10 protein-coding genes are annotated in these 12,469 nt (G+C 68.7%); 5 read left to right on the top strand and 5 right to left on the bottom strand.

Annotated features, from left to right (window positions below; genetic code table 11):
• Nucleotides 1-57: 57 nt before the first annotated feature.
• From FJV46_RS14350 to FJV46_RS14330, 5 genes are all read right to left on the bottom strand, one after another.
• Complete coding sequence (locus FJV46_RS14350) at nucleotides 58-354, bottom strand: hypothetical protein (protein WP_087025946.1); 297 nt, start codon at nucleotides 352-354, stop codon at nucleotides 58-60.
• Nucleotides 347-1,441, bottom strand: coding sequence for a glycosyltransferase family 4 protein (locus FJV46_RS14345; RefSeq protein WP_087025943.1), 1,095 nt, complete (start codon nucleotides 1,439-1,441; stop codon nucleotides 347-349). The genes FJV46_RS14350 and FJV46_RS14345 overlap by 8 nt, the downstream gene beginning before the upstream one ends.
• A complete protein-coding gene (locus FJV46_RS14340) occupies nucleotides 1,438-2,319 on the bottom strand; it encodes an alpha/beta fold hydrolase (RefSeq protein ID WP_087025940.1) in 882 nt (293 codons plus the stop codon). The genes FJV46_RS14345 and FJV46_RS14340 overlap by 4 nt, the downstream gene beginning before the upstream one ends.
• Nucleotides 2,319-3,164: an aldo/keto reductase gene (locus FJV46_RS14335; protein WP_087025937.1), complete on the bottom strand. Its 846-nt coding sequence runs from the start codon at nucleotides 3,162-3,164 to the stop codon at nucleotides 2,319-2,321. Before FJV46_RS14335 ends, FJV46_RS14340 begins: the two co-directional genes overlap by 1 nt.
• A gap of 74 nt (nucleotides 3,165-3,238) precedes the next feature.
• On the bottom strand, nucleotides 3,239-4,231 hold the full coding sequence (locus tag FJV46_RS14330) for a sugar-binding transcriptional regulator (protein ID WP_087025933.1): 993 nt from the start codon (nucleotides 4,229-4,231) through the stop codon (nucleotides 3,239-3,241).
• A 160-nt stretch (nucleotides 4,232-4,391) separates the two neighbouring features.
• Between FJV46_RS14330 and FJV46_RS14325 the strand changes: the two genes are divergently transcribed.
• The 5 genes from FJV46_RS14325 (at nucleotide 4,392) to FJV46_RS14305 (ending at nucleotide 12,307) form a co-directional block, all read left to right on the top strand.
• Nucleotides 4,392-6,104 (top strand): glycerol-3-phosphate dehydrogenase/oxidase, encoded by a 1,713-nt coding sequence (locus FJV46_RS14325; protein WP_087026107.1) that lies wholly within the window; start codon nucleotides 4,392-4,394, stop codon nucleotides 6,102-6,104.
• A gap of 139 nt (nucleotides 6,105-6,243) precedes the next feature.
• Nucleotides 6,244-6,990, top strand: coding sequence for an MIP/aquaporin family protein (locus FJV46_RS14320; protein ID WP_087025929.1), 747 nt, complete (start codon nucleotides 6,244-6,246; stop codon nucleotides 6,988-6,990).
• Nucleotides 6,991-7,052: 62 nt separating this feature from the next.
• Nucleotides 7,053-8,570: a glycerol kinase GlpK gene (glpK, locus tag FJV46_RS14315; protein WP_087025926.1), complete on the top strand. Its 1,518-nt coding sequence runs from the start codon at nucleotides 7,053-7,055 to the stop codon at nucleotides 8,568-8,570.
• Between the two features lie 316 nt (nucleotides 8,571-8,886).
• Entirely contained in the window at nucleotides 8,887-11,385 is a 2,499-nt protein-coding gene (leuS, locus tag FJV46_RS14310; protein ID WP_232008647.1) for a leucine--tRNA ligase, read from the top strand.
• Nucleotides 11,386-11,443: 58 nt separating this feature from the next.
• Nucleotides 11,444-12,307: a DegV family protein gene (locus FJV46_RS14305; protein WP_087025920.1), complete on the top strand. Its 864-nt coding sequence runs from the start codon at nucleotides 11,444-11,446 to the stop codon at nucleotides 12,305-12,307.
• Nucleotides 12,308-12,469: the final 162 nt, after the last annotated feature.

The raw sequence follows: 12,469 nt of genomic DNA, 5'->3' as shown, positions 1-12,469 counted from the left end.
TGCCGTCACGACCTGCCGACACGACCTGCCGACGTGACCTGCCGACATGTGCGGAAGTCAGGCGCTCGGTGCGCCGGGGTGATCGACGGGCCGCCAGCCGTCGGCGTCGATCTCGACGACGGCCGGGAGATCACCCGGCAGGCCGCGAGAGCGGAGGACGAGCATCAGGTCGGCCATCGGGGCGAGGACCACGAAGGCCTCCCCGCGGTACTCGTCGGACTTCTCGTCGATCAGGACGCCGGCATCGTGCGGTGCGCTGAAGCGACCGGCGACCCTGAAGCGATCGAGCCAGGAGGGCAGGACGCCGTCCTCCGGGAGGAGGATGGCGGTCGCCGGGCACTGCAGATCACCCACGACGGCTTCTCCGCACGGCGTACTCCTCCATCGCGCGCCGGCATGCCGCCCTCAACTGGTCGGCGGAGGCGGTCCAGGAGTAGCTCCGGGCGCGCTCCCGACCCCGCCGGGAGGCCTCGGCCCACCGGTCGGGCTCCTCGAGGGACTGCACGGCGTCGGCGACGGCGCGGGGATCGTCCGGATCGACATAGAGCGCCGCGTCGCCCCCCACTTCGCGGAAGATCGGGATGTCGCTTGCGATGACGGGTGTGCCGGTGGCCATCGCCTCGATGATCGGCAGGCCGTACCCCTCGGCCCGGGACAGGGTGACCAGGGCCGTCGCGTCGTCGAGCAGGTCCTCGTACTCGGCGTCGGACACGCCGTCGTGGACGGCGAGCCGGGCAGGATCCGCCGTCAGGGCTTCGAGCTCGGCACGGCGCTCGGGGGTGATCCGACTGAGGAGGTGGAGCACATGCCCGGGCAGGTACGCCATCGCCCGGACGAGCGTCTCGACATTCTTGTACGGCATGAACGAGCCCATGTAGAGCAGGGAGGCCGAGCGCTGCGCCGCGGTGTCCCGGACGCGCGTCGCGGGCTGGGGAGCATTCCCCACGAGCATGACGGGGCGCCGCGTCAGCCGATGCTGTCGCATCAGCGCGGCCGTGGTGTGGGAGATCGTCGCGACGACGTCGGCCCGGTCCAGGAGGAGCCGCTGCGGCCAGTAGGCGAGGTGGTAGACCCGCCACAGGAGCCGGACGGGCAGGGGGAGGAACGAGGGCGCGGTCGGATTCTGGTAGTAGATCAGATCGTGCAGGGTCAGGACGAGGGGGTATCGCCGACCCCACGAACCCATGGTCTGCATGGGGCAGACGACGACGTCGGGCTGCAGCCGGTTGATCCGGCAGGCCACGAACAGCTCCCGCGGGGAGAGCGGACTGTTGATCAGTACGTGCGGCACATCGGGCAGGAGCGCGAGCTGCCGGACGTCGCTGACCATCATCACCACGTCGTCGGCGCCGGACAGTGCGGCGATGAGGCTCGCGCCGTAGCGGCTGATGCCGTCGTGGTGGTCGGTACGGGTGAAGCGTGCATCGAACAGGATCCTCATACGGGAACGGCCTCCAGGAAGGTGTCGATGAGCGCGGCCGCCTCGCGCGCCTTCTCGTAGTGGACGAGGTGTCCGACCTCGGGGATGACCGCGAGAGTCGCATCGGGCATCCGTGCGGCCAGGTCCTCCTGGCTCGCGACGGAACCGATGTCGTCCTGCGCGGCGGCCACGAGCAGGACCGGGAGGGTCAGGTCGGACGCACGGTCACGCACCGTGTCGGAGATCGATGCGCGGAAGGCCTCGAGGACCACGCGGCGGCTGGCGAATGCGCTGAAGTAGGACGCATGCTGGCCGTGGATCCAGCGCCGGAGCGTCCGGTCCCTCGTCTTCGCCATGAAGATGCTCATCATGCGCACGATCAGGGCATTCGACAGGAGTGCGCGGCCCGCGCGCTCGGGGAGGCGGTCCGCGGCCACGTAGTAGCCCTCCGCGATGCGCGATGCAGCACGGCTGGGGCCCTCGAGGGCGGGCGCGCTGATGGGATTGACAAGGACGAGGGCGGTCGCGAGGTCCGGTGTCACGGCGACGGCCTCGGACGCGACGATCGATCCGAACGAATGACCGAGGAGCACGCGCGGCCCGGGGGCGAACCGGAGTGCGACCTCGCGGATGAAACGTGCATAGGACGCGACGTCGTGCCGGCCCTCGAGCTCCTGGCCCTGGCCGAAGCCCGGAAGGTCCGGGAGCACGACCCGGTAGGCCGGCAGCTCCTCGACGAGCCGCAACAACCCGTGGTGATCCCCGCGGAAGCCATGGACCATCACGAGCGTGGGCCTCGCCGCAGCCCCCGGCGACCGGGCGGGCAGCACGGCCGGGAAGTCCCACACGCGCTGCAGAGTCCCGTCCCACGTGATCGTGGAGACGCGGGCGTCGCGCATCAACCCACCTGGTCCGGGTGGGAACCGAACCGCCGGTCCCGGTCGAGGGCGTCGAGCACCGCGAAATGTTCGTCCCCCAGCTCGAATCCGAAGATGTCGAGATTGGCTTCGATGCGGTCCCTCGGGCTGGCCTTCGGAATGGTCAGGACTCCGCGCTGGTGGTGCCAGCGGAGGATCACCTGTGCCGGAGTACGCCCGAGTTCCTCAGCCACCGCGAGGATGTCCGCGTCCGCCAGGACATGCCCCCGTCCGAGCGGGCTCCAGGCCTGTGTCGCGATGCCGTGGCGCTCGTGGAAGGTACGCAACGCCCGCTGCTGCAGGTACGGGTGCAGTTCCACCTGGTTGAGGACGGGGGCGGTCCCGGTCTCGGCGAGCAGCCGCTCCAGGTGTGCCTGCTGGAAGTTCGAGACTCCGATGGACCTGACCCTGCCGTCGTCCCGGAGACGCTCCAGGGCACGCCAGGTCTCGACGTACAGGTCCTTGGACGGGCACGGCCAGTGAATGAGGTAGAGATCGAGCTGGTCGAGGCCCAGCAGCTCCATGCTCGCGTCGAACGCCCGCAGGGTGGCGTCGAAGCCGTGGTCGTCGTTCCACACCTTGGAGGTGACGAAGAGCTCCTCGCGGGCATGGCTGCCGAGGAAGGCACGGGCTGCCGCGCCGACCCCCGCCTCGTTCCCGTAGAGGGCCGCGGTGTCGAGCAACCGGTACCCGGCGTCGAGCGCCGTCGCGCACAACGTCTCCGTGTCCTCGGGCGGTACCTTGTACACGCCGTACCCCAGCCTGTGGATCAGCGTTCCGTCGGCGAGCGCTGCGCGGGGAACGGGGTGAGGTGCTGAGGACGTCATGCGTGAACTCTATCCACCAGGCGTCGTCCGGGCGGGTCGGCGGATACGTGTCGGCCGCGCTGCAGCGTCGATATTCAGCTGTGCACGAGACGCCGGGCGGAGCCCTCGTCCAGGATCAGATCGGTGGCGAGCCCGGCCGCGAGGGCCCCGCGCAGCCCGTCGATCTTGGACTCGCCCGAGACGACGCAGATGCGCCGCCGGACCGTACCCAGACGGTCCAGGTCCGGGCCTGTGCTGCGGGAATTGAGTTTGATGTCCCGGTGGGTCCCGTCCGCCCTGAAGAACATGGTGGCGACATCGCCCACCACCTCGTCGGTCTCCAGGGTCGCGAGGTCCTCGCGGTCGAGATACCCGCCGCTGTACACGTGGCTGGGGATGCCGGCGCTGATGGATCCGACGCCGAAGATCGCCATGGTCATGCGGTGCTGCAGATCGAGGATGCGGCGGACGCTGCGTTCCTCCCACATGGCGGTCTTGGTCTCCGCGTGGTCGAAGAACGCCGGGACGGGGAACTGTTCCACGCGCGCTCCATAGGCCTGCCCGAAGCTCCGAAGGATCTCGCTCGCGTAGGTGATGCCCGTGGTCTGGGTGTTCCCCGCGCCGTTGAGCTGCACGATCGTGCTGTCATGTGTCTGCTTGCGGGTCAGGTGGTGGCTGACGGCGCTCAGGGTCGATCCCCAGGCCACACCGATGATCGCGTTCGAATCCACCAGGGGACCGATGGTCCGGGCGGCCTGGATGGCCACACGGTCCAGGACCTCCGAATCGTTGACCGAATCGGCGATCGGCACCACGTGGGCCTCGACGCCGAAGCGGCGCCGGATCTGCTGCTCGAGTGCCGGTGCCCGTTCCGAGGGGTTGTTGACCTGGATCTGCACGAGCCCGGTCTCCCGGGCGAGGGACAGCAGACGGGAGATCGTGGACCGCGATGTCCGCAGTTCGCGTGCGATCGCGTTCATGGTGAGGTCCTGCAGGTAGTACATCTGGGCGGCCCTCAGCGCGTCGCGCGATCGGTTGCCCGGGAGCCGCTCGTGGTCTGCGCCGTCATCCGACAGCGGGTCGCCCATCATCGTCATGGCGCCAGTCTGCCCGCGTCTGCACGTTTGTGCAATCGGGTTGACTGGTATTCCCACTCCTCGAAGAATTGATCCGGAGGAACCCTTCCAGACAGAGACGTTACGGAGAAGCACTGTGAGTACTGAAGCCGGCCGGACCAACGGCGAAGGCATGACCACTTCGACCCGCACCGTGGTGCAGACGCTCAGGGAGAACCCCCGCGCATCCGTGCTCATCATCGGTGGCGGCATCAACGGCGTCGGCACGTTCCGTGACCTCGCGCTGCAGGGTGTGGATGTCGCACTCGTCGAGCGGGGCGACTACTGCCAGGGCGCCTCCGGTGCGTCCTCGCACATGATCCACGGAGGTATCCGCTACCTCGAGAACGGCGAGTTCCGCCTCGTCCGCGAGTCAGTCATCGAGCGCAACGCCCTCATGAAGATCGCCCCCCACTACGTCAAGCCCCTCCAGACGACCATCCCCATCTACACCACCTTCTCGGGGATCCTCTCCGCCCCCCTGCGCTTCCTCACGCACAAGCAGGGCAAGCAGGTGGAGCGCGGCGCCTTCCTCATCAAGGCGGGGCTCACCATGTACGACTTCTTCTCGCGCGACGGCGGCAACGTGCCCCGCCACTCCTTCGTCGGTCGCAAGAAGGCGCTCGCCGCGATGCCGGATCTCCGCAAGGACGTCAAGTACGCGGCCACCTACTACGACGCCTCGGTGCACAACCCCGAACGTCTCACCCTCGACGTCCTGCGGGACGGCCAGGTGGCCAATCCCTCGGCGCGGGCCGCGAACTACGTGAGCGCCGTCGGAACCACGGAGGACGGCGTGCTGCTCCGCGACGAGCTCACCGGAGAGACCTTCGGATTCCGGGCCGATGTCGTGGTGAACGCCACCGGCGCCTGGACCGACGGCACCAATGCGGCGCTCGGAGCCGAGACGCTCTTCATGGGCGGCACCAAGGGTTCGCACATCGTCCTCGACCACCCCGAGCTCCTGAAGGCCTGCAACGGGACGGAGATCTTCTTCGAACACGTCGACGGCCGGATCGTGCTCATCTACCCGATGGGCGACCGCGTCCTCGTCGGCACCACCGACATCGATGTCGACGTCAACGAACAGGCCGTCTGCACCGACGACGAGATCGACTACTTCTTCGAGCTGATCGGGCACGTGTTCCCGGACATCGCGGTCTCGCGGGAGGACATCGTCTACAGCTTCTCCGGTGTACGGCCCCTGCCCCGGCACGATGACACCCAGCCGGGATTCGTCTCCCGCGACTACCGCATCGAGAAGCGCGAGGAGACGCTCGGTGGCCGCGCGGTCACGACCCTCAGCCTCGTCGGCGGCAAGTGGACGACCTTCCGGGCGCTCTCGGAGCACCTGGCGGACGACACCCTGGCCGCCCTCGGTGCCACCCGGAAGACCTCGACCGCCGGCGTGCCGATCGGTGGGGGCCGGGACTTCCCGACCGACGACGCCGGGGAGAAGGCGTGGATCCGGAAGGCCGTCCGGCCGGGTATCGACGAGGCCCGCGTGGAGGTCCTGCTCACCCGCTACGGGACACGTGCCACCGATGTCATCGATTACCTCGCCGGCGGCCCCGACACGATGTTTACTTCCACCAGGGAGCTGAGCACGCGCGAACTCGCCTACATGGTGGAGCACGAGCAGATCGGCCACCTGATCGACGTCCTGATCCGCCGGACATCCCTCGCGTTCCGGGGTCTCGTGTCCGAGGAACTCCTCGCCGAACTCGCCGAGACCCTCGCCCCGATGCTGGGGTGGGACGCCGCACGGTCGGCCGCGGAGATCGGGCTCGCCGGGAAGGTCCTCGCCGAGGCCCACAGGGTGCAGGTCAAGAGCCTGGTCCCGTAGGCGGCTTCCGCCACCTACGCGATCGAACCGCTGTCACTCGCAGCGGAGCAATGCCAACGGCAGCGGTTGCCGGGGGGAACCAACGGGTGCCGTCGAGGCGGCGGCACCCGTCGACAAATGAATAGATGAGGAGTCAACGATGTCTCTGGAAGTATTTGTTGCCGAAACTTTCGGCACCATGCTGCTGTTGTTGCTGGGTACTGGTGTGGTCGCGAACGTCGCGCTCGCCAAGACCAAGGGAAACAACGGCGGCTTTCTCATGGTCAACTTCGGCTGGGGCCTCGCGGTCTTCGCCGGTGTCTACGTGGCCGCTCTCTCGGGTGCGCATCTGAACTTCGCCGTCACCATGGGGCTGCTGTTCAACAGTGACGCTGCGGAGTACGCGCCCGGCGTGGACAAGACCTTCGCCACGACCCTGGCCTACCTCGCAGCCCAGATGATCGGTTCGATCATCGGCGCTGTGCTCTGCTGGCTCGCCTACAAGCAGCACTTCGACGAGGAGCCCGACCCCGCCAACAAGCTCGGTGTCTTCGCCACAGGTCCCGCCATCCGCTCGTACGGCTGGAATCTCGTGACCGAGATCATCGGCACCTTCGTGCTCGTCCTGGTCATCCTGTCCTTCGGCAACACACCTTCGGGACTCGGCCCGCTCGCCGTCGCGCTCCTCGTGGTCGGCATCGGCGCCTCGCTCGGCGGACCCACGGGCTACGCGATCAACCCGAACCGTGACCTCGGCCCCCGTATCGCCCACGCCTTCCTGCCCATCAAGGGCAAGGGCGGCAGCGACTGGGGCTACGCCTGGGTACCGATCGTCGGTCCGATCGTCGGCGGTGCACTGGCCGGCATCGTCATCCAGTTCATTTCGTTCCCGGCCGTCGCAGCCTAGAGCGTCCCGATCAGCGGCTGTGAATGGCCGCACCCACACGTCATCCAATGAAGGAGTAAGACATGTCGCAGCAGTACGTCATCGCCATCGACCAGGGCACAACCTCCAGCAGGGCCATCGTGTTCGACCACAAGGGAGACATCGTGTCCTCCGGTCAGAAGGAACACGAGCAGATCTTCCCGAAGGCCGGCTGGGTCGAGCATGATCCCGCCGAGATCTGGGACAACACCCGCGAGGTCATCGGTACCGCCCTGTCCAAGGCCAACCTCACGCGCCACGACATCGCCGCCGTCGGCATCACGAACCAGCGCGAGACCGCCGTCGTCTGGGACCGCACCACCGGCAAGGCCGTCTACAACGCGATCGTCTGGCAGGACACCCGGACGCAGAAGATCGTCGACGAGCTCGCCAAGGACGGCGGCGTGGAGCGCTACGAGCCCAAGGTGGGTCTGCCCCTCGCGACCTACTTCTCGGGCACGAAGATCAAGTGGATCCTCGACAACGTCGAGGGCGCGCGGGAGAAGGCGGAGGCCGGGGACCTCATCTTCGGCAACACCGACTCCTGGGTCACCTGGAACCTCACGGGCGGTACCGACGGCGGCGTGCACATCACCGATGTCACCAACGCCTCGCGCACGCTGTTCATGGATCTCGAGACCCTCTCGTGGGACGAGTCGATCCTCGCCGACTTCGGCGTCCCCGTGTCGATGATGCCGAAGATCAAGTCGTCCTCCGAGGTCTACGGCACCGTCCACACGTCGCAGCTGCTGCGCGAGACTCCCGTCGCCGGCATCCTCGGCGACCAGCAGGCGGCCACCCTCGGTCAGGCGGCCTTCGACAAGGGTGGCGCCAAGAACACCTACGGCACCGGCAACTTCATGATCGTGAACACCGGTGAGGAGATCGTCCACTCGAAGAACGGCCTGCTCACCACGGTCTGCTACCGGCTCGGCGACGCGAAGCCGGTCTACGCGCTCGAGGGTTCCATCGCCGTCACCGGCTCGCTCGTGCAGTGGCTCCGCGACAACCTGGGCATCATCAAGAGCGCCCCCGAGGTCGAGCAGCTCGCCACGACGGTCGAGGACAACGGTGGGGTCTACATCGTCCCCGCCTTCTCCGGCCTCTTCGCCCCGTACAGGCGTTCCGACGCCCGCGGCGCGATCGTGGGGCTGACCCGCTTCGTCAACAAGGGTCACATCGCCCGTGCGGCCCTCGAAGCGACGGCGTTCCAGACCCGCGAGGTGCTGGATGCGGCCAACGCCGACTCCGGCGTCAACATGGAGGACCTCCGGGTCGACGGCGGAATGGTCGCCAACGACGCCCTCATGCAGTTTCAGGCGGACATCCTCGGCATCCCCGTGATCCGGCCGAAGGTCACGGAGACCACGGCGCTCGGGGCGGCCTACGCAGCCGGCCTCGCGGTCGGCTTCTGGAAGGACACCGACGAGCTGGCCACCAACTGGGCCGAGGACAAGCGATGGGAGCCCTCGATGGACGAGGCCGAGCGCGAGCGTCAGCTCCGACTCTGGAAGAAGGCCGTCACCAAGACCTTCGACTGGGTCGACGAGGACGTCAACTAGGACGTCAATTGGGACGGAGCCCACGGGTTCCGCAGCACGCTGCAGGGGCACGCGCCCGGTCCGTCGACAGACGGACCGGGCGCGGTCGTTCCCGGCACGGGTCCCCGCGCGACGCACTGCTAAAGTAGGTCCATGCCGTCGACCCTCCTGCTTACCTAGCCGTACGGTCTCGACCGTACGGCGGCCCCTCCTGCGTGAGGGGCTTTTGTGTGTCCGGCGCCGTCCGCGCAGGACCACCCCTTCACCGGCAGCAGGGCCGGCAGGGCAGATGCAGCACCAGGCTCCACCAGGTTCCACCGACAGGACAGGTCATACAGTGAGCAGCAACCCCGAGGTCGCCCAGCCCGACGAGAACACCTACGACGTCGCGGTCATCGAAGCGCGGTGGCCCGCAGTCTGGGACCGGCTTCGGCCCTTCACGCCGGCGGACGACGGCAGCCGCGAGCGGCGCTACGTCCTCGACATGTTCCCCTACCCGTCGGGCGATCTGCACATGGGGCACGCGGAGGCCTTCGCCATGGGCGACGTCGCCGCCCGCTACTACCGGCAGAAGGGCTTCGACGTCCTCCACCCGATCGGCTGGGACTCGTTCGGCCTGCCTGCGGAGAACGCCGCGATCAAGCGCAATGCCCACCCCGCCGAGTGGACCTACGCGAACATCGACACCCAGGCCACCTCCTTCAAGCGGTATGCCATCAGTGCGGACTGGGAGCGTCGCCTCCACACCTCGGACCCCGAGTACTACCGCTGGACGCAGTGGCTGTTCGTGCGTTTCTTCGAGAAGGGCCTCGCGTACCGCCGCAATTCGCCGGTGAACTGGTGCCCGAAGGACCAGACCGTCCTCGCGAACGAGCAGGTCATCAACGGGGCGTGCGATCGCTGCGGCACCCTGGTGACCAAGAAGAACCTGAACCAGTGGTACTTCAAGATCACGGATTACGCCGACCGCCTGCTGGACGACATGGAGCAGCTGAAGGGCCACTGGCCCGAGCGTGTGCTCGCGATGCAGCGCAACTGGATCGGTCGGTCCGAAGGCGCGCACGTGCGCTTCCGCATCGAGGCCGTCGGTGAGCAGCCCGCGTCGGACGTCGCCGTGTTCACCACCCGGCCCGACACGCTGTACGGAGCGACCTTCTTCGTCGTCGCCGCCGACGCCGACCTCGCCCTGGACCTGGTCACGCCCGAGAACCGTGCCGCGCTGGACACCTACCGCGAGCAGGTCAAGGGACTGTCGGAGATCGAGCGGCAGGCCACCGAGCGCGAGAAGACCGGTGTCTTCACGGGGCGGTACGCCGTCAATCCCCTCACCGGCGAGAAGCTGCCCGTGTGGGCCGCCGACTACGTGCTGGCCGATTACGGGACGGGCGCGATCATGGCCGTGCCGGCCCACGACCAGCGCGACCTCGACTTCGCCCGTGCCTTCGACCTGCCCGTGCGGACCGTCGTGGACACGGGGGCGGAGGATGCGGCCGTCAGCGGTATCGCGACGACCGGAGAGGGAACCCTCGTCAACTCCGGTGAACTCACCGGGCTGGACAAGCCCGCCGCCATCCGACGCGCCGTCGAACTCATCGAGGGACAGGGGACCGGCGAGCACACCATCAACTACCGCCTGAGGGACTGGCTGCTGTCCCGCCAGCGCTTCTGGGGTACGCCCATCCCGATCATCCACTGCCCGTCCTGCGGTGAGGTGCCGGTACCGGACGACCAGCTGCCGGTGACGCTGCCCGAGGGGTTGCGCGGCGAGTCGCTCGCCCCGAAGGGCACCTCGCCGCTGGCCGCCGTCGAGGACTGGGTGAATGTCTCCTGCCCGTCCTGCGGTGGTGCTGCGAAACGCGACACCGACACCATGGACACCTTCGTCGACTCGTCCTGGTACTACCTGCGCTTCGTGAACCCCGACCTGGAGACGGCCCCCTTCGACACGGAGGCGGTCAACCGCTGGCTGCCGGTCGGTCAGTACGTCGGCGGGGTGGAGCACGCCATCCTGCACCTGCTGTACAGCAGGTTCTTCACCAAGGTCCTCTTCGACCTCGGCATGGTCGGCTTCACGGAGCCCTTCAGCGCCCTCCTCAACCAGGGGCAGGTCCTCAACGGCGGCAAGGCCATGAGCAAGTCGCTCGGCAACGGCGTGGACCTCGGCGAGCAGCTCGACCGGTACGGCGTCGACGCCGTGCGCCTCACCATGGTCTTCGCCTCCCCACCCGAGGACGACGTCGACTGGGCTGACGTCTCGCCGTCCGGTTCCGCGAAGTTCCTCGCCCGGGCCTGGCGGCTCGGCAACGACGTGACGAGTGCGGTCGGCTCGGAGCCGGCGTCGGGGGACCGCACCCTGCGGTCGGTGACGCACCGCACCGTCGCCGACGCCGCGGAGCTCATGGAGGCCAACAAGTTCAACGTGGTCATCGCGAAACTCATGGAACTCGTCAACGCGACCCGCAAGGCCATCGACACCGGTGCCGGCGGGGCCGATCCCGCGGTCCGTGAGGCAGCCGAAGCGGTCGCCGTTCTCCTCAGCCTGTTCGCGCCCTACACCGCCGAGGACCTGTGGAACCGGCTTGGACGCGAGGCGACCGTGGCAACAGCCGGATGGCCCGTCGTCGACCCCTCGCTCCTCACCCAGGAGACGGTCGTCGCCGTCGTGCAGGTGCAGGGCAAGGTCCGCGACCGCCTCACCGTGTCTCCGGACATCGGCGAGGACGAGCTGCGCGAGCTGGCGATGGCCAGCGAACACGTCCAGCGCGTCCTCGACGGGCGGGAGGTCCGTACGGTGATCGTCCGGGCTCCGAAGCTCGTCAACATCGTCCCGGCCTGATGATCGCCACCCAGCCGTCGTCGTCCCGGTCCGGGGCGCGCCGGGCAGCGGGGCGCCCGTGCGGGTAGCCGTCGTCACCGACTCCGCGGCCGGGTTCGCCCCCGGCTGGACCGCGGCCGGGGGGCGAGCCGCGGGCGTGCGGGTGGTGGCCATGCCCGTCCTCATCGCGGACGACATCCTGACGGGGGAGCACGACGACGTCACCGGGCCCCTGATGGTCGCCCTGGCTGCCGGATCCGAGGTGAGGACCTCCCGGCCGTCGCCGGGGCAGTTCGACCAGGCCTACCAGAGCCTCGCGGACGAAGGGTACGACGGCGTCGTCTCCGTCCACCTCTCGGGCCAGCTCTCGGGAACCGTGGAGGCGGCCCGGCTCGCAGCGACCAGGGCCGGGATCGCGGTCGAGGTGATCGACACGCGGACGGCAGGCATGGCGCAGGGCCGTGCCGCCATGGCGGCGCAGGATGCGGCGAACGCCGGCGCCGACCTGCAGGCCGCCGCAGCAGCGGCAGCGATGGCGGCCCGTGCCTCGGCGCTCTACTTCTATGTGCCCAGTGTCGAGCAGCTGCGGCGCGGAGGGCGGATCACCGCCGCTGCCGGCTGGCTCGGTACCCTGCTCTCCGTCCGCGTGATCCTGCACGTGCAGGGCGGGCGCCTCGTGCCGCTGGAGCGGATGCGGTCCGCCGCCCGCGGGCTCCAACGGCTGCAGGACCTCGTCGAGGCGGATCTCACCGCGCGGACCGGGCGCGTGTGGCTGACCGTGCACTACTTCGGGAACGAGGACGCTGCCACGGCACTTGCCGGGCGTCTCGAGGCGATCGCCGGAGCCGGATGCGTCACGACGGCGCCCTGCCCGTCCGTCCTGGCCGCCCACGCCGGTCTCGGGGTGCTGGCCGTGACGGTCAGTCCTGCCGACGCCTCGTGAGCGCGCCCGCGCCCCGATCCGGGCGTCGCCGCTGATCCACGTGTCGGGCTCGGTCCTCGTCCTCGTCGTCGGGCTCGGTCCTCGTCCCCGGCCGGCTCCGACAGGTGCGGCCCCGTCCTCTTCCCGGGGCCGGGCGGCCGGGTTGTCCACATAGCAGCTGCG

It is taken from the genome of Arthrobacter agilis (assembly GCF_006494655.1).
GTDB lineage: Bacteria > Actinomycetota > Actinomycetes > Actinomycetales > Micrococcaceae > Arthrobacter_D > Arthrobacter_D agilis.
Note: the sequence above shows the minus strand (reverse complement) of the source record. Positions and strands in the feature narration are given on the sequence as shown.